The organism is Nitrobacter sp. TKz-YC02 (genome assembly GCF_049852135.1).
Taxonomy (GTDB): Bacteria; Pseudomonadota; Alphaproteobacteria; order Rhizobiales; family Xanthobacteraceae; genus Nitrobacter; species Nitrobacter vulgaris.
Window position 1 is genome coordinate 1,015,153 of record NZ_CP180728.1, and the last position, 20,068, is coordinate 1,035,220.

21 protein-coding genes and 1 pseudogene are annotated in these 20,068 nt (G+C 58.1%); 14 read left to right on the forward strand and 8 right to left on the reverse strand.

Annotation, left to right across the window (positions count from 1 at the left end; translation table 11 throughout):
* The 5 genes from ACM561_RS04810 (at position 1) to ACM561_RS04830 (ending at position 3,753) form a co-directional block, all read left to right on the forward strand.
* Positions 1–573 carry a cob(I)yrinic acid a,c-diamide adenosyltransferase gene (locus ACM561_RS04810; protein ID WP_425908463.1) on the forward strand — a complete coding sequence of 191 codons (573 nt, stop codon included), beginning with the start codon at positions 1–3 and terminating at the stop codon, positions 571–573.
* A 149-nt stretch (positions 574–722) separates the two neighbouring features.
* Entirely contained in the window at positions 723–1,472 is a 750-nt protein-coding gene (locus tag ACM561_RS04815) for an electron transfer flavoprotein subunit beta/FixA family protein (RefSeq protein WP_425908465.1), read from the forward strand.
* Positions 1,472–2,416: an electron transfer flavoprotein subunit alpha/FixB family protein gene (locus tag ACM561_RS04820; RefSeq protein WP_425908467.1), complete on the forward strand. Its 945-nt coding sequence runs from the start codon at positions 1,472–1,474 to the stop codon at positions 2,414–2,416. Before ACM561_RS04815 ends, ACM561_RS04820 begins: the two co-directional genes overlap by 1 nt.
* A 112-nt stretch (positions 2,417–2,528) precedes the next feature.
* Positions 2,529–3,401: a 3-hydroxybutyryl-CoA dehydrogenase gene (locus ACM561_RS04825; protein WP_309774847.1), complete on the forward strand. Its 873-nt coding sequence runs from the start codon at positions 2,529–2,531 to the stop codon at positions 3,399–3,401.
* Positions 3,402–3,561: 160 nt separating this feature from the next.
* Positions 3,562–3,753 (forward strand): YjfB family protein, encoded by a 192-nt coding sequence (locus ACM561_RS04830; RefSeq protein ID WP_425908469.1) that lies wholly within the window; start codon positions 3,562–3,564, stop codon positions 3,751–3,753.
* Here ACM561_RS04830 and ACM561_RS04835 read toward each other — a convergent pair.
* The 3 genes from ACM561_RS04835 to tlpA form a co-directional block, all read right to left on the reverse strand.
* Positions 3,750–4,148 (reverse strand): VOC family protein, encoded by a 399-nt coding sequence (locus ACM561_RS04835; RefSeq protein ID WP_425908471.1) that lies wholly within the window; start codon positions 4,146–4,148, stop codon positions 3,750–3,752. The genes ACM561_RS04830 and ACM561_RS04835 overlap by 4 nt on opposite strands.
* A gap of 27 nt (positions 4,149–4,175) precedes the next feature.
* Complete coding sequence (locus ACM561_RS04840) at positions 4,176–4,535, reverse strand: DUF1428 domain-containing protein (RefSeq protein WP_079447869.1); 360 nt, start codon at positions 4,533–4,535, stop codon at positions 4,176–4,178.
* 96 nt (positions 4,536–4,631) lie between these two features.
* Positions 4,632–5,315 carry a thiol:disulfide interchange protein TlpA gene (gene tlpA, locus ACM561_RS04845; RefSeq protein ID WP_425908473.1) on the reverse strand — a complete coding sequence of 228 codons (684 nt, stop codon included), beginning with the start codon at positions 5,313–5,315 and terminating at the stop codon, positions 4,632–4,634.
* Between the two features lie 99 nt (positions 5,316–5,414).
* Here tlpA and argH point away from each other — a divergent pair, with 99 nt between their 5' ends.
* From argH to ACM561_RS04865, 4 genes are all read left to right on the forward strand, one after another.
* Positions 5,415–6,803, forward strand: a complete 1,389-nt coding sequence (gene argH, locus ACM561_RS04850; protein WP_425908475.1) for an argininosuccinate lyase — start codon at positions 5,415–5,417, stop codon at positions 6,801–6,803.
* Positions 6,804–6,895: 92 nt separating this feature from the next.
* Entirely contained in the window at positions 6,896–7,174 is a 279-nt protein-coding gene (gene lptM, locus ACM561_RS04855) for an LPS translocon maturation chaperone LptM (RefSeq protein ID WP_425908477.1), read from the forward strand.
* A gap of 158 nt (positions 7,175–7,332) precedes the next feature.
* Entirely contained in the window at positions 7,333–8,598 is a 1,266-nt protein-coding gene (gene lysA, locus ACM561_RS04860) for a diaminopimelate decarboxylase (protein WP_425908479.1), read from the forward strand.
* 376 nt (positions 8,599–8,974) lie between these two features.
* Positions 8,975–9,529, forward strand: a complete 555-nt coding sequence (locus ACM561_RS04865) for a c-type cytochrome (RefSeq protein ID WP_425908481.1) — start codon at positions 8,975–8,977, stop codon at positions 9,527–9,529.
* Positions 9,530–10,110: 581 nt separating this feature from the next.
* Here the strand turns inward: ACM561_RS04865 and ACM561_RS04870 are convergent.
* Positions 10,111–10,518, reverse strand: coding sequence for a DUF59 domain-containing protein (locus ACM561_RS04870; protein ID WP_425908483.1), 408 nt, complete (start codon positions 10,516–10,518; stop codon positions 10,111–10,113).
* A gap of 687 nt (positions 10,519–11,205) precedes the next feature.
* Here ACM561_RS04870 and ACM561_RS04875 point away from each other — a divergent pair.
* The 3 genes and pseudogenes from ACM561_RS04875 (at position 11,206) to ACM561_RS04885 (ending at position 13,381) form a co-directional block, all read left to right on the forward strand.
* Positions 11,206–11,949 (forward strand): hypothetical protein, encoded by a 744-nt coding sequence (locus ACM561_RS04875; protein ID WP_425908485.1) that lies wholly within the window; start codon positions 11,206–11,208, stop codon positions 11,947–11,949.
* Between the two features lie 866 nt (positions 11,950–12,815).
* Positions 12,816–13,033, forward strand: a pseudogene (locus tag ACM561_RS04880) (hypothetical protein); the annotation flags it as partial.
* Positions 13,034–13,219: 186 nt separating this feature from the next.
* Positions 13,220–13,381: a hypothetical protein gene (locus ACM561_RS04885; protein WP_244553541.1), complete on the forward strand. Its 162-nt coding sequence runs from the start codon at positions 13,220–13,222 to the stop codon at positions 13,379–13,381.
* A gap of 923 nt (positions 13,382–14,304) precedes the next feature.
* Here ACM561_RS04885 and ACM561_RS04890 read toward each other — a convergent pair.
* The 3 genes from ACM561_RS04890 to ACM561_RS04900 form a co-directional block, all read right to left on the reverse strand.
* Positions 14,305–15,357 (reverse strand): CobW family GTP-binding protein, encoded by a 1,053-nt coding sequence (locus ACM561_RS04890; protein WP_425908487.1) that lies wholly within the window; start codon positions 15,355–15,357, stop codon positions 14,305–14,307.
* Between the two features lie 266 nt (positions 15,358–15,623).
* On the reverse strand, positions 15,624–15,896 hold the full coding sequence (locus ACM561_RS04895) for a hypothetical protein (RefSeq protein WP_425908488.1): 273 nt from the start codon (positions 15,894–15,896) through the stop codon (positions 15,624–15,626).
* Between the two features lie 439 nt (positions 15,897–16,335).
* Positions 16,336–16,533, reverse strand: coding sequence for a hypothetical protein (locus tag ACM561_RS04900; protein WP_158081545.1), 198 nt, complete (start codon positions 16,531–16,533; stop codon positions 16,336–16,338).
* A 400-nt stretch (positions 16,534–16,933) separates the two neighbouring features.
* Here ACM561_RS04900 and ACM561_RS04905 point away from each other — a divergent pair, with 400 nt between their 5' ends.
* Positions 16,934–18,202 (forward strand): hypothetical protein, encoded by a 1,269-nt coding sequence (locus ACM561_RS04905; protein ID WP_425908489.1) that lies wholly within the window; start codon positions 16,934–16,936, stop codon positions 18,200–18,202.
* 77 nt (positions 18,203–18,279) lie between these two features.
* Here ACM561_RS04905 and tsaA read toward each other — a convergent pair whose 3' ends face one another.
* Positions 18,280–18,732 (reverse strand): tRNA (N6-threonylcarbamoyladenosine(37)-N6)-methyltransferase TrmO, encoded by a 453-nt coding sequence (gene tsaA, locus ACM561_RS04910; protein ID WP_425908491.1) that lies wholly within the window; start codon positions 18,730–18,732, stop codon positions 18,280–18,282.
* Positions 18,733–19,205: 473 nt separating this feature from the next.
* On the opposite strand from tsaA, the gene coxB reads away from it, so the two are divergent.
* Complete coding sequence (coxB, locus tag ACM561_RS04915) at positions 19,206–20,060, forward strand: cytochrome c oxidase subunit II (RefSeq protein ID WP_425907440.1); 855 nt, start codon at positions 19,206–19,208, stop codon at positions 20,058–20,060.
* The last annotated feature ends 8 nt before the right edge of the window (positions 20,061–20,068 follow it).

Sequence of the window (20,068 nt, forward strand, 5' to 3'; positions counted from 1 at the left end):
ATGGTCGTTCTCAACCGAATCTACACACGCACAGGTGACGACGGCACGACCGCGCTCGGCACCGGTGAGCGACGCCCGAAATACGATCTCCGTGTCGGCGCCTACGGGACTGTTGACGAGACCAACGCCGCGATCGGCGTGGTCCGGCTGCATCTTTCCGGCGCGCCCGATCTTGATGGGATGTTGGGCCGCATTCAGAACGATCTGTTCGATCTCGGCGCTGACCTTGCGGTGCCTCAACGCGAGGGCAAAGCCGAGCGGCTTCGCGTGGTGTCCAGCCAGGTCGTGCGTCTGGAGAACGATATCGACAGCCTCAATGCAGGGCTGCCCGATCTGACATCGTTCGTGCTGCCAGGGGGAACGCCCGCCGCGGCGTATCTCCATTCGGCGCGAACCGTTTGTCGCCGCGCGGAACGCATGATGGTGGAACTCGCTGCGCAGCCCGGTGAACCGGTCAGCGATGCCGCCGTAAGATACATGAACCGTTTGTCGGATTTTCTATTTGTGGCCAGCCGTTTTATGAACGCCAAGGGCGCGGGCGACGTGCTCTGGGTGCCCGGTCAAAATAGATGATTGCGGCCCGATAGCCTGCCTGCGCCGGGATCATCGAGGACGCGTTTTTTGGTCTTCCCGCGTTGACCACTGGAAACCGGACCTTTAGGTTCCGCGCCGAAGCTCACACTCGCGGTTGATCCAACCAACGCTCGGTTCGAGAGAGGTCGATGAAGATTCTGGTGCCGGTCAAGCGGGTCGTCGATTTCAATGTGAAGATCCGCCTCAAGGGCGACGGATCTGGCGTCGAGCTTGCTAACGTCAAGATGTCGATAAATCCGTTCGACGAAATAGCGGTCGAGGAAGCCTTGCGCCTTCAGGAAGCCGGCAAGGCCGCCGAAGTCGTATTGGTGTCGATTGGCCCGTCTCAGGCCGCGGACACGATCCGCACCGGCCTCGCCATGGGTGCCGACCGAGGCATCCTTGTCACGTCCGATGAACCTGTCGAACCGCTGGCGGTTGCCAAGATTCTCAGGGCAGTTGTCGAAGAGGAAGGCCCCGGGCTGATCATTCTTGGCAAGCAGGCCATTGACGACGATTCAAATCAGACCGGTCAGATGCTGGCGGGGCTACTTGGATGGGCGCAGGCAACCTTTGCGTCAAAGCTCGAGGTCGATGGGACCTATTTCAATGTGACACGCGAAGTGGATGGCGGGCTGCAGACGGTCAGGCTGAAAAGGCCTGCGATCGTGACGACGGATCTGCGGCTCAACGAGCCACGCTATGCCAGTCTTCCGAACATTATGAAGGCGAAAAAGAAGCCGATCGTCGTGAGGGCTGCCAACCAATACGGCGTTGATCTCGCGCCGCGCCTTGAAATCCTCAAGACCACCGAACCTCCGGGCCGCAAGGCGGGCGTCAAGGTCAAGGATGTCGCCGAGCTGGTGTCCAAGCTCAGGAACGAAGCCGGGGTAATCTGATGACCACGTTGCTGATCGCCGAACATGACCACGCGTCGTTGAAGGATGTCACGAGCAAGGCACTGACCGCTGCCATTCAGCTCGGCTCGCCGGTCGAGGTGCTTGTCGCGGGTGAGAACGCCAAGGGCGCCGCCGAGAGCGCGGCGAGACTGAAGGGCGTCGCGAAAGTGCTGCTTGCGGATAACCCGGCCTATGGCCACGATCTCGCCGAGCCGCTCGCCGCGCTGATCCGCTCCTTGGCGTCTGGTTATGATGCATTGATTGCGCCGGCAACCTCTCGTTTCAAGAATGTGATGCCGCGCGTTGCGGCGTTGCTCGACGTGATGCAGATCTCGGAAATCATCAAGGTGGTCGCGCCCGATACCTTTGAACGGCCGATCTACGCGGGCAATGCGATTCAGACGGTCAAGTCCAGGGATGCCAAGAAGGTCATCACGGTGCGGACCTCGACCTTTGCCGCGGCCGGTGAGGGCGGTAGCGCCCCAGTGGAGACCATCGCCGCGGTGGCTGATCCGGTGTTATCGAGTTTCGTCAGCGAGCGGGTTGCCAGGAATAACCGCCCGGAATTGGCCTCGGCGAGGATCATTGTCTCCGGAGGCCGCGGCATGCGCAGCAGCGCGAACTTCACCAAGTATATTGAGCCGCTGGCGGACAAGCTCGGCGCCGGCGTTGGTGCGTCGCGAGCCGCCGTGGACGCGGGGTTCGCGCCAAATGACTGGCAGGTCGGGCAGACGGGCAAGGTAGTGGCGCCGGACCTTTATATCGCCGTCGGCATTTCCGGTGCGATCCAGCATCTCGCCGGTATGAAGGACTCCAAGGTCATCGTGGCGATCAACCAGGACGCGGATGCGCCTATTTTCCAGGTTGCGGATTACGGCCTGGTGGCTGACTTGTATCAGGCGGTTCCTGAACTTACGGAAGAACTGGGAAAGCTAGACCGCTAACGATGATCCGAGGAGTGCTCCCGGAGCAACGGACTTCAGCCGGGGTTTGTGCAAGAATGGAGTGCGCCGCGGTCTGCGCGGTTCAGGACCGGTGAGATGACGAGATGCGGCAATGATTAGAAAAGTCGGCGTGATCGGTTCGGGCCAGATGGGCAACGGCATTGCGCATGTGACCGCTCTTTCGGGGTTCGACGTCGTGCTCAACGATGTTTCCGCCGATCAGCTCAACTCGGCCATGGCGACGATCAACGCGAACCTGTCCCGCCAGGTCTTGAAGAAGATCATTACCGACGACGATCGCGAAAAAGCGCTTTCGCGGATTTCGCAAACCCAAACTTTCGACGGGTTGGCGGATTGCGATCTGGTGATCGAAACCGCCGTCGAGAAGGAGGAAGTGAAGCGGAAGATTTTTCTTAATCTGTGCACGGTGCTCAAGCCCGAGGCCATCGTCGCTTCCAACACGTCATCGATCTCGATTACGCGGCTGGCCGCATCGACAGATCGGCCGGAAAAGTTCATCGGCATTCATTTCATGAATCCGGTGCCGCTGATGGAGTTGGTCGAACTCATCCGGGGCATCGCGACCGGCGATGCGACATTCGATACGGCCAAGGAATTCGTCATTAAGCTCGGCAAGCAGATTGCCGTGTCGGAGGACTTTCCGGCTTTCATTGTCAACCGCATTCTGCTGCCGATGATCAACGAGGCTATCTACACCTTGTATGAAGGCGTGGGTAACGTCGAGGCGATCGATGCCGCCATGCGGCTCGGCGCGCATCACCCGATGGGTCCACTTGAACTCGCCGACTTCATTGGGCTCGACACCTGCCTGTCTATCATGCAGGTGCTGCACGAAGGACTCGCCGACTCCAAGTATCGGCCCTGTCCGTTGCTGGTGAAGTACGTTGAGGCTGGATGGCTCGGGCGCAAGAGCCAGCGCGGCTTCTACGACTATCGCGGTGAAAAGCCGGTTCCCACGCGCTAATCGTTCCGCTAGGACTTGTTAACCACAGTTCGCTAGAGTCTTTCACCCTTTCACGGAAACGGTGAAAGACTCTATGTTTTGATTTGATGCGTTTTCTTCACGCGAACCGGTATCCACTTCGTTCGAAAACGCGTCTAGAACGGGCCGTGGAGCTGTCCACATGTATGTAGGTTTAGTTGCAGCAGCGGCCGGCATGATGGCGGCCAATACGCAATCGCAGATTGCGACCCGGGTCATGAAGATGAGCCTCGACGCCCAGGCGCAGGTGCTTCAGTTGCTCGTCCCATCGCAAACCAACCCGGCAAAGAACAACGCGCCGGGCATCGGCGGTCATCTTGACGTTTCAGTTTAGGTCGATTTCGGGCTTTGGTTCTGTGTCGGTGTGATCCAGCCGACACCGACGCCGCCTGGCTGCATCAGGATGGCCATGCGGCCAACGTTTGGAACTTCGAAAATCGGTTTCATCAATTGCGCGCCGGCGGCCACCGCCTTCGCGACCCGCGCATCGATGTCATCGACGGCGAGATACGGCATCCAGCCATCGGGAACGCCCTCCAGGCCGGGACGGTTGGTAGGGAAGATGCCGCCGACCGGCTCGCCATTCGCTAGCGCCACCCAGTAGCATTCGCCATCCGGTTGAGTCTGTGCCTCATAGGTCCATCCGACCGTTCGGGCGTAGAATGTCTTGAATCTTTCCGGGTCGCGGGTGACGAATTCAGTCCAGTGAAAGTGACCATGTCCTGTCATTGGATTCTTCCTTTGCATCTGCGTCGATCACGCGCTGACGAACACCTCGAAGCCGCCATAGATCATACGCTTGGCATCGAACGGCATCGCCTTCGGATCCATCATGTCAGCGAGGCGCGGGTCCTTCATTACCTTGGTGTTGACCCTGTCGCGATGCTTGCGCGACTTGTAGGTAATCCAGGCAAACACCACCGTTTCGCCCGGCTTCAGCTTCACGCTGCGCGGAAACGACGTCCACTTGCCGACCTTGACATCCTCCGCCACGCATTCGCGATAATCCAGCGCGCCGTGCTCGCGCCAGACCTTGGCGGCCTTTCGTGCCATCGTGCGGTAGGCATTGAGACGCTTCTTCGGCACCGGAACGATGAATCCGTCAACATACTGCATGGGAATTCCTTTCCGTTGCGCTCAGGGGAGCCGCAGGTGCGGGTATCCGGACCCGTCCGTTCGTTGTTGTGCTTGCCGGTCAGTGGTGAGCTGGGCTTATGGCGCCAACGATGCCTCAATCAGTTTGATCGCGTCGGGGCTGTCCCATTCAGCCGGTCCGGCCATGTTGCCGATTTCGCAACCGTGGCCGTCGATTAGCACCGAGGTAGGCATTCCGACCGCCATGCCAACGCTCTTGAGCGCCTGAAAAACGGACGCTTTGTCGTCGTGAAAATTGCCCAGATGAGTTAGGTTGGCGTCTTTCAAAAAAGCCTTTGGTTTGTCGGAGTCGCGGGTGTCGATATTGATCGCGACCACGGCGAATTTATCGCTGCCAAGCTTGCCCTGAAGTCGGTCCAGAGCTGGCATTTCCGTTCTGCAAGGCACACACCAAGTTGCCCAGAGGTTCAGGAGAACGATCTTCCCTTGCCAGTCCGAAAGCTTCCTGGGTTGGCCGTCGCCATCCGTAAAGGCCAGGTCCGGCATCTGACGCGGTTTCGATGCCATGGTCAGGGAAGCCACTTCGCCTGTGGCCTGCGGGGCGAGCCTTTTGGACAGTTCCACCGCCGTACCGCAGGGTACGAAGGCGTGAGCGGCGGACTTCGCGTTCCTGAGGTGACCGATACCTAAAAGCGTGGCCGTAACCCCTACGACGATAGCGACTGCGACCAACGGGCCTATGGGAAGCCTGCTTTCGGCGCGATGAGGCGGCGTGGGGGTATCGGTCATATCGTTTGTCATCCTGTATAAGATACGGGTATGCAGGCGTCGGCTTCAGACGACTACACCAACCGGACGGGATCGATCGTCCGGCAAGCATGATGAAAATGAGCGCGCGGCATGAGCAACAAGATGTGGGGCGGCCGGTTCGGCGAAGGACCCGATGCGATCATGGAGGAGATCAATGTCTCAATCGACGTGGATCGCCACCTCTACGCCCAGGATATCGCCGCGTCAAAGGTCCATGCTGAGATGCTTGCCGCTCAAGGCATCATCGCGGCGGATGATGCGAAAAAAATAGGCAAGGGTCTAGACACGATTTTGTCAGAGATCCGCAACGAATCCTTCGACTTCAAGCGAGCGCTCGAAGACATTCACATGAATGTGGAGAGCAGACTCGGGGAACTGATCGGTGCCGCGGCGGGACGATTGCATACCGCGCGCTCTCGTAACGATCAGGTCGCGACCGATTTCCGCCTCTATGTCCGCGACGTCATCGACGAGACCGACGCTGCGCTCGATGCCTTTCAGCAGGTTCTGGCGACGCGCGCGCTGGAGTTTGCAGGGACGGTGATGCCTGGTTTTACGCATTTGCAAACCGCCCAGCCGGTGACCTTCGGTCACCATCTGTTGGCCTATGTCGAAATGGCAGCCCGTGATCGCGGGCGCTTCGCCGATGCGCGCAAGCGTTTGAACGAGAGCCCGCTTGGAGCGGCCGCGCTGGCAGGTACATCCTTTCCGATCGATCGCCATGCCACCGCGAAGGGACTCGGGTTCGATCGCCCGATGGCGAATTCGCTCGACGCGGTTTCCGACCGCGATTTCGTTCTGGAGACACTATCGGCCGCGGCGATCGCATCGACGCACTTGTCGCGTTTTGCGGAGGAGATGGTGATCTGGACCTCGCCGCTGGTGGGCCTTGTGCGACTTTCCGACAAGTTCACCACGGGTTCGTCGATCATGCCGCAGAAGCGCAATCCGGACGCTGCCGAATTGGTGCGCGCCAAAACCGGTCGCGTCGTCGGAGCGCTCACGGGACTGCTGGTCGTGATGAAGGGATTGCCGCTGGCCTATCAAAAGGACATGCAGGAAGACAAGCAGGGTGCGATGGAGGCGTTCAGCGCGCTCTCGCTGGCGATCCGCGCCATGACCGGCATGGTCGCCGACCTCGTGCCTGACGAGACGCGGATGAAGGCTGCGGCCGGCGACGGCTATGCGACCGCGACTGATCTCGCAGACTGGCTGGTCCGGACGCTGAAGATGCCGTTCCGTGATGCGCATCACGTCACCGGGCGAATCGTCGCCGCCGCATCGGAGCAAGGCGTCGCCCTGCATGAGCTGCCGCTGTCTGTGATGCAGGAGGTGGAGCCGCGCATCACCCGCGACGTGCTTGACGTGCTATCGGTGGAGGCGTCGGTGAAAAGCCGGACAAGTTATGGCGGGACCGCGCCGGAAAATGTCCAAACGCAAGCCGAGGCTTGGCTCAAGCGGCTGAAAGAGCGAAAATAGAATCCGTCCTTTTTTCGCTTGAATTTCCCTGTCTTCCGGTCTCGCCAGAACAGGGCATTCTTTGTATGGTGCCCCCGATTGGGGAAATCGCCGTGAACAGCACTTCGAGATCCGTCTCAGCGAGATGGGCACTATTTTTTCTGACAGCCGCCGCGCTGGCGCTCGTCGGTTGCGGGCGAAAGGGCAACCTCGATCCTCCCTCGACCGCGTCGGAGCAGCCGCCAGCCGCTGCCCCGGAGGCGGATCATGAGCGCGCTAATACAACCAATGGCAACTTGTTCGATCCGTCTTACGGGATGAACAGTGATCCGGCGGCGTCCAAGGGCACCAAGAAATCCTTCATTCTCGACCCGCTGCTCGACAGACGTTGAGATGCGGCCGTGGCGGTTCAGACGTTTGCTTCATGGTCTCTGCACTCCTATGAGCCGAGATCACAACGGAAGCGCAACCGGTGTCCTTCGGAATCCGAAGATCCCTAGGGAAGGTGCGACATTGGTGAAGCGAACGTCGGACTCGGGAAACTAGTTTTATGCACCACTTCGATTATCGCGACGGCGTGCTCCACGCCGAGGGCGTCGATCTTTCAACGCTCGCCGAGGTCGTCGGCACGCCGTTCTATTGTTATTCGACGGCTACGCTGGAACGGCACTACCGCGTATTTGCCGAGGCTTTCGCAGGGACCGACCATCTGGTCTGCTACGCCGTGAAGGCGAATTCCAATCAGTCGGTGCTGCGAACCATGGCAAAGCTCGGAGCGGGAGCCGACGTCGTCTCCGGCGGCGAACTTAAGCGCGCGCTCGCTGCGGACATTCCGGCGAGCAAGATTCTCTTCTCGGGTGTCGGCAAGACCGAATCCGAACTACGCGCGGCGTTGGCTGCGGACGTTCTTTGCATCAATGTTGAATCGGAACCAGAACTCGACCTGCTGTCCCGGCTTGCGATTGAAACGGGCCGCACCGCGCGCGTCTCAGTCCGTGTCAATCCTGACGTTGATTCCGGCACTCATGCCAAGATTTCAACGGGCAGACTGGAGAACAAATTCGGTATTCCGATCACCCAGGCGCGTGCAGTCTATGCCAGAGCGGCGAAGCTGCCCGGTATAAAGGTCACCGGCGTCGACATGCATATCGGCAGCCAGATTACCGATCTCGGTCCGATGGAAACAGCCTTCCGTTTGCTGGCGGATTTTGTCTCCACGCTGCGCGCCGATGGTCACGTCATCTCGCATGTCGATTTTGGCGGCGGCCTTGGCATTCCCTATTACGAGGACCGATCGGCGCCGCCAGAACCGCTTGCCTATGCCGACATGGTCAAGCGCGTGACCCATAATTTTGACTGCACGCTGATGTTCGAGCCGGGCCGCATGATTGTCGGCAATGCCGGCATACTGGTGACGCGCGTAATCTACGTGAAGCATGGCAATGCCCGGAATTTCGTTATCATCGATGCGGCCATGAACGACCTCATTCGCCCCACGCTATACGAGGCCTATCATCAGATCATGCCGGTGCGCGCAGCATCCAAGGATGCCACGGTGATGATTGCTGATGTGGTTGGGCCGGTTTGCGAGACAGGAGATTATCTGGCGATCGAGCGCAATCTGCCGGAGCCGCAAGCCGGCGACCTTCTCGCGATCATGACCGCTGGTGCTTACGGAGCAGTGCAGTCAGGAACCTATAACACCCGCGCGCTGATCCCCGAGGTGTTGGTCAAAGAAGACCAGTATGCGGTGGTCCGCCCGCGCATCGAAGTCGAGCAACTCATTGCAATGGACAAACTTGCACCCTGGCTGTGATCGCCGCCGCCTCGCTCAATTCCAATGGTGTCACTATCGATCGTGCAGGTGCGCTGCAACATGAAGGCGCTTCTCGACTGCATACAAATGTAGGCAAGCTGAGGATAATGCAAGAGTAAAGGCCCAAGAGCGCGAGTCAAAAGCGGCATTCGCAGGGCAAGATCCGGCGGCCTTCAACGCCGGGCCGAATCCGTTGCACGATATACATCTATTTGGTATGGGTGTGCCCGCCGCTCCCTTTAGGCACGCGAAACGGGCTAGAGTGGGGCTGTTCGAGATCGATGAGCCGGGGGTGCCGCAGCCATCGGTCTTTTCAGTTCGTCCGGGACCTCCCGGGTTTCTTTGGCTCCTTCATACCGCTGGGAGTATTTTAGTAATGAGCTCTGGTAGTGATACAGTGCATTCGAACCGGTCCAACGCGATTCTCGGCGCGCTGCTGGGAACATTGTTGTTTGTGCAAACGGTACGCATCCTCGACGAATCGTTCAGCGCGCCAGAGTCGTCGCACGCTGAAGCCAGCCATAAGGCCGAGGCCAAGGAATCTGCAGCCGCGCCGAGCGCCGGTGATGCGGAGTCGTTCAACAAGGCGCTAGCCAGTGCCTCTGCCGAGCGCGGTGCCGGGCTCGTCAAGCAGTGCCAGAGTTGCCACACCGTCGAGGAAGGCCAAGGCAAGAAGGTTGGGCCGGGCCTTTACGGCGTTGTCAATCGGCCGATCGCTTCGGAGGAAGGCTTCAACTACTCAGCTGCCTTGAAGGGCAAGGCTGGCGGCAAGTGGACCTTTGCCGAACTCAACAAGTGGTTGGATGACCCGAAGGCCTACGCCAAGGGCACGTCCATGGGCTTCCCTGGGTTGAAGAGTGAGACCAAGCGCGCTGACTTGGTTGCCTATCTCAATACCCTTTCCAAGAGTCCGGCGCCGCTACCGAAGTAGGCCGTCTTGCATGCAAGCCTTGGGACTTAAAAGGCTTGCATGATCCGAACTCGATGGCGCTCGCGAGCATTCCGCTCGCGGTTGCCGCCAGAGTGAGTCAAACGCAACGCCCGCCGGCTGCTGCTGGCGGGCGTTGGGCTTTGCCAAAGAGAAAAGTTGGGGCAGATCATTGCCGCAGCTTTGATTTCCTCGAGAACCTCTCGCAGCGAGGGTAGGCGGCTAGCGGAAGCGGATACGCCGTTACGAATTGACGCTAACGGCTGCCACTCGCTCTCTATCGCCATGGTCTAATCCGTAAATCACTGACGACCAAGCGATGGGCCACTAGCTGCGATTGCGGGGGGTTGGCTGCGATGCAAGCTTCCCTTTTCGGTCTTAAAGATCCGATTTTTTGCGTCGATCCGGCCGCTGCCGGGCAGCTGATAAGCTCCCGTTTCTAAAGGTTCCGGGCTGCTCTGCAGGTTAGCGAGGCCGAGCCATCACACTGCATGCTGAGGGAGCAACGAACCCCTGGCGAACATCGATCGCCGGATCGTTGCCGGCGGTGTGTTCACGAATCAATCCCGAGCCAGCGCGGGCCATCACCACATGTTGAGGACGGTGCGCGCCTCGTCTGACATGCGGCTAGCATCCCACGTCGGTTCCCAGACGATGTTGACCATGGCATCGTGCACGCCCGGAACCCCTTTCACCGCGTTCTTTATCTGGCCAGGTATTTCCGCCGCGGACGGACAATTTGGGGAGGTCAGTGTCATCTCGATACTGACCACGCGATCGTCGTCTATTGCGATTTTATAGATTAGACCAAGCTCGTAGAGATCAGCCGGAATTTCCGGATCGTAGACCGTCTTGAGCGCGGCGATGATTTCTTCGCCCATCCGTGCCATTTCGTCAGGCGGAGTGTTTGAGGAGTGATCCGTCGCGTCACCCGCGCGAGCCTCGACCAGGCAGGCGCTTTCGGTTCCAGCCACATTCGCCTCGTCCATCATGTCGAAAACTCCTGCGCTGTGGCGAAAAGCTCGCGCCAAGCTTTGACCCAAGTCTACCCAGTTCGGCTCGCTAGGTTCGAATTGGGAGAATATGTCTTCCGCCGCACGTCTCTTGAAGCGGCTCGCCGACTGGGAGTCCCTAGGCCAGCGTATTTAACCTACATAGCGCAGTTGCTCGCTTTATCCAAGCAGCAAGCAACGTTGGCCTTGCGGCATCTCGACATTGTGTCGCCAAGCCGCGACCAGCCTTTAAGACGAGATTGCACGGGGGCGTGAGTGATCGCAAGAATGTGTTCGGCCACGGAACACCCCGCATCTCGACTCAAAGAGATGGAGTTCCCCCGGCGCGATCGCCGAGAAGAATTTAGTGGAACGAAATTCTGGAGCAATTCTAGCCATGTCCCGGCTTTTGCCTGTGGGCTATAGTAGGGATTTGGTCGAGCGCGTGGGCCGCACCCGCTGATTTTAAAGCAGAATTGTGCTTCGGATGGACGAAGTGGGCTGGGGAAATTGAGTTGACGCGAACGTTGCTACCATGGTAAGTTTTGGACTGTACCAATTTAGCATGGTTGGATTAGCTGGACTTAATGCGCAGCTGTCAAGGTAGGAAGCTTGGCGGAACGAGTTCACATCGTTGGTATTGTATTGATGTGCGGTAATGCGTAGTCCCAACCAGAGGAGCCCTTCATGTGCGACTACAGTCTGCATCACGTCTCTTCGCGGCCTGCCAAGGTCGCCGATAAGCTGGTCACTATGGAGCTCGCAAAATCGAACGTGCGCGGCTTTGCCGCCGTGGGCGAGCTCGGTCCCAAGCTTGTAATTCATGACAGCCCGCCTGAGCTGGCGGTCTGCTTGCTACCTGGAACGGAACTCGCATTTGATGAGAATGTTCAGTATGAGCAACCCCGGAGCTTCCTTGGGATAAAGTTTTCGGGCAAAGCTCGTGTTGATCACAAGGTCGCGAGCTTCCGTAAAGTCGATACGGATAATCCGTACGTCCAGCACGACGCACTGGAATTTCCGAATGGACAGGTTTTGAAGGTTGCTCAGCTGGTGGCGGGGCAAACCGCTACGGTATTGCAGCTGCCGGTCAATGCGCAGGACGAACACGAACACGATCACGAGCATACCGTACGTCGGCGTGCGCGCGATGCGCGTCTGGCCTTGAACCGCTCTGCCAGGCAAGGAATGTTCGTGCCTAACCAGGGCATGGTAATGTTGTGGGATTCGGTCCGTGGCAGGGCCATTGACCTTTCGAGCGCTTTGACAGAGTCGTTCCAGCGTCTCACCGCGCCGAAGCAGCCTTCGATTCTTGAAGGTGAAATGGCGGCAGGTATGGGTGCTGAGGTAAGCTTCGAGAACGGCGTGCCCACAGTGACATCGACGGCTGCTTCTCCGGAGAAGAAGATCAGGGCTGGTTCGTCTGTCTAGTTGCCCTCGACTGCTGTTTAGTTGATAGGGCTGAACGCTTTAGTGAAATCAATTAGCGCCCGCGGAGAAGCGGGCGCTAATTTTTTTGGTGAAAGCGTGGCGCCAGATGGTTGCGCATGCGACCGAACGAGTAAAAATAGAAGATAGGTGATGGGCCCCCGTCGATAGGGCGATGCGTATCACGCTCTGCCCTCGTGGTTGATGGTGACTGCAAGTCTTCGCTGACCGAACTCGTCATCAAGACGGTCAGACTTATGAATGGGGCGGTGCCAACCACGCGGCGATGGGTACGCGAAAGCCGAACACACGATGCAACGCTTAGCGGCGCGAGTTCATCCCGACCGATAAGTTCATGCGAGCGCAACGTAGGAAACGTCGGCTCAAAATCTCTCGGATATGAACGCGGGAGTCGAGCGGCTTTGATCGCGTTCTAGTTCTCTTCCCAATCGCACACGGTTCTGACCTTTGCCAGGCAGCAACCAGAACAACATGCTCGCACCGATATCTGTTGCGATAACGCATCGGGTCAAAAGCGCGAAGCGACAACACCACCAGTCAGAAGCCCGAGGTGCGATGATTGGGGCGCGATGATGCAGTTTTGACGAAAGCGGGCCATGGCACAGCGCCTAGCACAGGCAATATGGTGCTCGCTAAGCTCCTTCAATGGCAAGTTCACGATCCTCGCGCCGCGCCTTTGGTGACATCGTCCTGACGACGCAATTGAGCGTTATCAGTCACGAAGAGCCCTATGGGACGGGCCTTGCTGCACGTCGCCAACAATCAGCTCCGCCTGCGCCGGGATAAGCGGGCGGCTTTGTCGCAAACATGGACTCGAGCAACAATAAGTACGCGACAGAACCAGGTGCTTCATCCAGGCCGCTCTCAGGGAATGGGCCTACGCTCGGCATACCAACCTCGGATCGTCGACCTCAGAATCTGCCAATGTGGACACATATCTACAACTGGCACCGACCCCACAGTACTCAAAGCAACCCATCAGTGGTCTCGCTCAAACCGAGACAACCTCTTCAGGCTCCGCATCCAGAGCGGACATGAACGCCAATTTTTCTCGCTGATTGAATAGCTCACCAAGATGACCTCTCCTCAATGCGGACTTACCGTGTTGGGGAGGAAGAAATCCTGATCGTAAATGGAGTTGAAGCGAAGGCCGAGCCCGCATAGTATGGCATACTCGCTTTTGGTCTCATTCAATAATCCGGGATAACGCCTTAGAATGCACGCTCTATTCAGAATCGTCGGAGTTATCACCTTGATCGCCGGACTAGGCTTTATGGGGCAGGGCTTCCGCTTTTACGGCTATCCTGCCGATGGCATCATAGTCAGGCATACCGAATGGGTCTATTACGGCGCGGCGATGGCTGTGGTCGGATTTTTGCTTATCATTTTTTCCAGACCCTCCGAGGAACCATAAGCGCCATAGCTGGTGGGCTGCAACCGCCCTCGTTCTCTGGCGCTGCTCTAATCGCAAGCTCTCAGAAGATTGTTTATTCGCCCGGTCATCGGCGCTGAAGCTCGGCTTCAGTGTTTCCGAAGGGCGAATAGACATCAGTAGGGTTCGCGTAGTTCAGCGCTCTGATTGAGCCTCGACGCTTGCGCTGCATGGTGCGCGTGGCTGCATCGCGTGCAATCGTACGCAACCCGCGACGACTCCGTAACAAGCGCAGCCTTGCGGATACTTGGCTCATTGTCTGTTTCGGCTTTTGCGATCTGCTGAAGCCAGCGCTGCCCTCGCCCGGGACCAACATCCTCACAAGCCCTGTCGACCGTTGTCGCGATCTGCAACGCACGCAGGAGAGCCTGATTCAACAGCGTTGAATCCTCTACTTGAGCATCGTCCTACAAGCCCGTTTCACTGGCGCTCGGGCCGCCTTTCGCGCAGAGCACCTTTACCAGCGGACGAAAAACAAGTGAGGATTCGCAGTGATTGGCTCCTCGGGATTTTCAATCCTTGCCGGCGCCATCAAACTTGTTCGCGAGGTGCCAGGTTCTCGGCTTGGAAGGACTTCGCTCGATGTCAATTGCGGCCGCTCTTCCCGGTATCGATCCACTGCGTCCGGTGCGTATTCCGACTCCGGCCGCTTGCGGCATCCGCGGTGAGAAAACGGCAAGTCGTCTAAGCGCCAGGCATCGTCGGCACGGCTAAGACAGGACGTCAACAATCGTACGCCCGCAACTGGGCCGGGATGAGGGACGTGTTTTACTGTTTAACCGTCCGCATCCCGGTCTAGAGTAATGGGATCGATCGCGTTTCTTGGGGCGATCGATCCAGAATCATCGCAACGTGCGGCCCGGGGCGCGCACCTCTCATCGTGACAGTACGCGGCCGGGTCTCGCTTAAGCGACGCAGCTCTCGAACCCTTCGGTGATCATCTGTTCGGGCAAGTTGCGGCCGATGAAAACGATCCGGCTTTGACGCTTTTCGTCCTCCTTCCAGGGCCGTTGATGGTCGCCGTCGAGAATCATATGCACGCCCTGGAATACGAAGCGTCGATCCTCATCCTTGAAGGAAAGAATGCCTTTGCTGCGCAAGATGTTCGGGCCCTCCTTCTGCACCAGATCCTCGACCCACGGAAAAAACTTGTCTGCGTCGAGCGGCTTGTCGGTTTTGAGCGAAATCGATTGCATTTCCTCGTCGTGGTAGTGCTTGAGCCCGCCATGATGGTCGTGGCCATGGTCATGATGATGGTCGTGATCATGGTCATGATGATGATGGTCATGATCGTGATCATGATCATGGTCCTTGCCTTCGAGGAAGGTCGGTTCGATATCAAGAATGCGGTCGAGATCGAAGGCGTTGCGTTCTAGAATCTCGTTGAGCGGGATCTGCGCTCGCTGTGTCCTGTGCAACTTCGCGTAAGGATTGATGCCGCGGATGCGCGCTTCGATTTCGCTGAGTTCGTCGGGCGAAACGAGATCTGTCTTGTTAATCAGGATCACGTCGGCGAAGGCAATCTGGTTCTTGGCTTCCGGAGCGTCCTTGAGCCGGTCATTGAGCCACTTTGCATCGGTGACGGTCACGACCGCGTCGAGCTTGGTCTTCTTCCCGACATTCTCATCGACGAAAAAGGTTTGTGCCACCGGCGCCGGATCGGCGAGGCCCGTGGTCTCGACGATGATGGCGTCGAATTTGCCATTCCGCTTCATCAGGTCGGCCAGGATGCGCATGAGATCTCCGCGCACGGTGCAGCAGATGCAACCGTTGTTCATCTCAAACACTTCCTCGTCTGCGCCGACGACGAGGTCGTTATCGATGCCGATTTCCCCGAATTCGTTGACGATAACGGCGTATTTTCTTCCGTGCTCTTCCGAAAGAATACGGTTGAGCAGTGTGGTTTTACCGGCGCCGAGATAGCCGGTCAGCACGGTGACCGGGATTTTGTCAGTCATTTTGTTCCTCCGCTGGTTGGCCTATATAGGCACCCAGCCTCTTTGCATCAATCATCACGAGGGATTGTTCCCTCGCGTTGGTTTGGCGGCCTTCGCTTGCGTTGAGCGCCGACGTTGATTTTGCGCGGGCTGCCGGATCTCGCGCTCCGCTGAAGTTAGGCTTGGTGCTGCGCTTGAGTTGGGTCTGCGCAATAGCAAGCAGAAGAGGCTCCACGGATATCCGTCAGGGCGTAGCAGTTTTCCTGGCGAGCCAGCCGATTCTGCTCCTACTTGCGATCGCCCTCCTGCTTCGCCGCATCCGGCTGCGTATCATCAGGTTCGCGCGTGAGTAGTCCGCCGCTCAACAACCCGGCAATGAACATGTCCGGGCTGAGCGTTGAAACGTGGATACCCTCCTGGAACATGCGATCCGCAACCGCTTCCATGTACGCCGCATCGCTGAGGTTCTGTTCGTTCCAGCTCGACTCGCGCAGGCGGCGGATTGCACCGGCCGACGTTTCGGCCTCGATCAGCAGTCCCTGGTTGGTGCGGTATCGCATCGGCTATTTTCTCCCTAAGACAGGTGTTTCTGCGGCTCCGACATCAGCCTTAATCACAGGCGAGTACGGCTTGTCCATGAGGACGATCGACACCTCGGTGCGGACGTAGCTTGAAATAGCGCCGGCTCTGGCCGGGCGCATTGCTCCCGCGCGCGCCGTCGATCGACGTGGGAAACTATTTTTCTCAGCTGCCGTGAAGAATTTTGGAGATCCCGGCACCTTACGGAACCTCATTTGGACCCGTCTCGCAACCAAAACGACAAGTATCGTAAACGCCGAACATAAACCTCGGTTCGCTTATGGCTGATCCATCCAAAAGCGCCAAATCGGCTGTCAGCTACAACATTATGATCGCGGAACTATCCTCGCGTCGCATTCTCAGGCTTCTGCAATTCGCTGCTTACAAGAGGGGATGCGAGCGTGCCCTTCGCGGATCAACTCAGTCGGCGAGCACAACCATTTCGCCGTCGATGACCTGATATTCGGCAAGAAGCTCTGGAGTGGCTTCTGAATCGACCTTGATTTCCGCGTCAGGGAGGGTCTCCTTGACCGCGCGGACAGCCGCGTCCTGGTCGGCGATGGCGACAAGGATGAATTCCCGGCGTAACGCCCCGCTGGCACCTCTGCCCGGCCTCACGGTGCTAATCTTCCAACCTTTAAGCATGGCCTAGTATGACATGAATTCGCGCCCGCGTACAATCCCGTCGGGTTCGTTTTACGCTGTTTTGCTCGTTCCCGTGTTTTACCCATTACCGTTACTGTAAATCACTCCGGAATGAGGCAGCGACGGACATACAACGCATATTGCGGAGCAACAACGGGCGCTTGGCCGCCTCATTCGCTACGAGTGATCGTTTTGGTGTGATGCCTCAGCGAATTGCATCCGTTTATTTCGTCAAGCCCTCGACTTAGGAGGAGGCGCATTCCACGGCCGGGTCGAGCGTGTTGCGCAGGGTTAGCCTTCGGCAGCGGATTATTCATTGAACCCGAAGGTTTGCAATTGTAAACGTGCCATCCTCATCCCAAGAGGTCATCTGATGCCGGATACCGCGCTGAGCGTACTCGTTGATGCATTGAACCGGCCCGTCCATTTTCCGAAGCTTGACCAGACCGGATCTCTCTTCATCGCGGAGCCGCCGACCCCGTTCGTGCCACCGAGATTCGAAACGGAGGAGGGCGATCGAGCGGTTCTGGAGAAGGAGATCATTTTGATCGAGGCGTCTGCAGCGACCGGCAAGAGTACCCTGGCAAGACAATTGTCAGCGCAGCTCGAGATCCCGATCCTCGATCTGGCAAAGGTGCCCGTTTCCGCCGGATCGCTCCATGCCCTGTTGGCCGATCTGGAGGCCGCTGATAAGAGCGAACCGATAGCGGCGTTTCACGAGGGGCGGATTCCCGTCATTGTCGACGCTCTTGACGAAGGGAGATTGCTGTCGAACGAGACCGGGATCGAGCAGTTTCTCGGATCAAGTGTCGAATTATTGCAGAGGGACCGACGTGTTACATCGAGGCCCAAACTGGTCCTGTTGGGAAGGTTCGAGTCGATCGAGCTGGCGCGACAGCAATTTGAACGTACCGCGCCTGGAGTTAAGCACGTCACGGCGAACGTCGAGTTCTACGACAAAGAGGGTGCCCGGCAACTTATCCACGCTTATGCCAAGGCGGCCGCCAGGCCAGGCTCACACTATCTGGAGCACCCGGGCCTCGCCGAGGATTTCATAACGACTTTCTTTGATGCGATCGAAGCTGCGCTTGGCTTGTCGGCAGGCGAACTGTGGCACGACGGAAGAGGAAAGGTATTCGCGGGCTACGCGCCATTGCTTGCGGCGGTAGGGTCGATCCTAGCTGTGATCGACGATTTCACAACCGTCGCCAGAAACCTTAAAGCAAACCGTGGCCGCGAGGCATGGGGAGTAGTCGAGGCGGTTCTGTACGAGATACTGTGCCGCGAACAGGACAAGTTGCGGGATCGGATGAGAGATCAATGCGAGTCCTCGTTGCCGAACGCGGTTTATGATGTAGAGGAGCAACTGGCGCTCCTTGCACAACATATCGAGTCGAAGCCGCTCGAGGGCGCCGGCCGTGTCAGGCTCTCGGCGTCCGACATGAGAAAATACAGAGCAATGGTGCAAATCTATCTGCCTCATCATCCCTTCTTGCGAAGGCACGAATTTGGTGATGCCGTGCTCGGCGCGAACGCCGTGTCGCGTGCGGTCTATCACGGCGGGACGATTTCCCGGGAGCGACTCATTAGCTTGTCGCGACAATGGCGCCAGTCGGCTCCGACGGGCCCGCGGTCGCGCTGATCGCCCATGCCATAGAGCCATAGAGTACATTCGCCGGGCGGGTGCCGAGCGATGTTCTCATGAAAAGTAGGTGTCGCTCACGGCGTTAATCGGCCCGTCGCAGTCATCCACCATTGCGGCGCCCGAAGTTTGGTGATGGCATCAAATGCATCATAGGGTTTGATATCGAGCACGGGAGTGCCGTCGTAGGCGTCCAGAGCCTTGACGGTCAGAATGTTTTCGTCGCGCTTCAGCAATTCGACAACGGCCAGTCCAATCGGATTGGGTCGTTCCGGGCCGCGGGCGCAGAATACACCCACTTCCGGCAGGTCGGTGCGATACCGAGGGTGCGTAGTTAGTGGGACAGACTTGCCGACGAGCTGATCCATCCAAAACAGGATGATCAGATGCGACCATTCCTCAATGCCGGTCAGCGCCTCCGCAAGATCCTCACGCACGATGATTTCAGCGACGATGTCGCGGCGAGATATTCGCACCTCGTTTGTGAACCGGCTGCGGACGGTCGCTATGGCTTGCATACAAATCGTCATCTTACATTGCTCCAAGATCGAGCGTCGCGACAAGAGACACGAGAGAAATCAGGACGAAAGCTTGCGAACGAGACATGAAGGTCTGATCAAGTTCAAGTTGTGATCAAGTTCCAAGGGGACGAGGCGCCGCGTTTGCGCTTCAGTAAATGTTTCAGCAACGCCGCCGCTTGCACCGTCGATGATTAGAATTCAGCACATGGTCAAGAAAGAGTAAGAAGATTTGCGGTCGCTGATCGTACGATCGAGATGACGTATCGACGTAAAAACCTCGGCGAGACGTTTGATACTGCGCAAAGATGCAATCAGTTCTCGCGATTGGAACGTTTTCGTTGTTGCCGCACAGCAGCATGAACGGCGCTTGCATCTTAAAATATACTCCTTTAAGAAAACGGCCGGTACGTAACGCGCTTGTTAGGCCCGTATCAAAGGCCGTCAGGTGCTTGTGCGGGTTTATGACAAGGAGCGCGAGCGGCATGAAGATGTCGATGGGCCAGTCTGGCCGCCGGTTTGGCCGCCGGTTTCTGGGATTAGCGTTTGGCGGAGCGGCGCTTGCCGCGAGTGGTGCGGTATCGGCGGAGGAGCTGGGTGTGCCGCATCCGTGGGCGTATGGACTTCAGACGGGTGTGACGCCTGTCATGGAGAGCATCGCGAGCATGCATAGCGGGCTTCTGATTGTTATCACGCTGATCACGCTGTTTGTGACGGGTCTGCTGGTTGTGGCGATGTTGCGTTTCAACGCACGGGCCAATCCGGTTCCGTCGAAGACGACCCACAACACGATGATCGAGGTTGCGTGGACGATCATTCCGGTTTTGATCCTGGTTGGCATTGCGGTTCCGTCGTTCCGGCTTTTGTTTCAGCAGCTTGACCTTCCGAAGGCCGATCTGACGGTGAAGGCGGTCGGCAAGCAGTGGTACTGGAGCTACGCGTATCCGGACAACGGCAAGTTCGAGTTTGACTCGCTGATGGCGCATGAGAAGCAGCCGCGGATGCTTGCGGTGGACAACGAGCTGGTTGTTCCCGTGAACAAGGTCGTCCGGGTTCAGGTGACCGGGGCCGATGTCATTCATTCGTTTGGCGTTCCGGCGTTCGGCATCAAGGTGGACGCGATCCCGGGCCGTCTCAACGAGACCTGGTTCAAGGCCACCAAGACGGGCGTGTTCTACGGCCAGTGCTCGGAACTGTGCGGGCGGGATCACGCCTTCATGCCGATTGCGGTTCGTGTGGTGAGCGAGCAGGATTTTGCGGCCTGGATTGAAACCGCGAAGAAGAAGTTTGCCTCGAACCCGGCGAACGCGGTGGCGTCAGCTGCCGACGTGATGCGCTAGGCGTCGCG

Coding starts and splice junctions, on each gene's coding strand:
- ACM561_RS04870 (WP_425908483.1), bottom strand. CDS start 10,518: ATGATGGACGAGGCGAATGTGGCTGGAACCGAAAGCGCCTGCCTGGTC.
- ACM561_RS04830 (WP_425908469.1), top strand. CDS start 3,562: ATGTATGTAGGTTTAGTTGCAGCAGCGGCCGGCATGATGGCGGCCAAT.
- ACM561_RS04815 (WP_425908465.1), top strand. CDS start 723: ATGAAGATTCTGGTGCCGGTCAAGCGGGTCGTCGATTTCAATGTGAAG.
- coxB (WP_425907440.1), top strand. CDS start 19,206: ATGAAGATGTCGATGGGCCAGTCTGGCCGCCGGTTTGGCCGCCGGTTT.
- lysA (WP_425908479.1), top strand. CDS start 7,333: ATGCACCACTTCGATTATCGCGACGGCGTGCTCCACGCCGAGGGCGTC.
- argH (WP_425908475.1), top strand. CDS start 5,415: ATGAGCAACAAGATGTGGGGCGGCCGGTTCGGCGAAGGACCCGATGCG.
- ACM561_RS04825 (WP_309774847.1), top strand. CDS start 2,529: ATGATTAGAAAAGTCGGCGTGATCGGTTCGGGCCAGATGGGCAACGGC.
- tlpA (WP_425908473.1), bottom strand. CDS start 5,315: ATGACAAACGATATGACCGATACCCCCACGCCGCCTCATCGCGCCGAA.
- ACM561_RS04905 (WP_425908489.1), top strand. CDS start 16,934: ATGCCGGATACCGCGCTGAGCGTACTCGTTGATGCATTGAACCGGCCC.
- tsaA (WP_425908491.1), bottom strand. CDS start 18,732: ATGACGATTTGTATGCAAGCCATAGCGACCGTCCGCAGCCGGTTCACA.
- ACM561_RS04835 (WP_425908471.1), bottom strand. CDS start 4,148: ATGACAGGACATGGTCACTTTCACTGGACTGAATTCGTCACCCGCGAC.
- ACM561_RS04865 (WP_425908481.1), top strand. CDS start 8,975: ATGAGCTCTGGTAGTGATACAGTGCATTCGAACCGGTCCAACGCGATT.
- ACM561_RS04875 (WP_425908485.1), top strand. CDS start 11,206: ATGTGCGACTACAGTCTGCATCACGTCTCTTCGCGGCCTGCCAAGGTC.
- ACM561_RS04810 (WP_425908463.1), top strand. CDS start 1: ATGGTCGTTCTCAACCGAATCTACACACGCACAGGTGACGACGGCACG.
- ACM561_RS04895 (WP_425908488.1), bottom strand. CDS start 15,896: ATGCGATACCGCACCAACCAGGGACTGCTGATCGAGGCCGAAACGTCG.
- ACM561_RS04840 (WP_079447869.1), bottom strand. CDS start 4,535: ATGCAGTATGTTGACGGATTCATCGTTCCGGTGCCGAAGAAGCGTCTC.
- ACM561_RS04890 (WP_425908487.1), bottom strand. CDS start 15,357: ATGACTGACAAAATCCCGGTCACCGTGCTGACCGGCTATCTCGGCGCC.
- ACM561_RS04820 (WP_425908467.1), top strand. CDS start 1,472: ATGACCACGTTGCTGATCGCCGAACATGACCACGCGTCGTTGAAGGAT.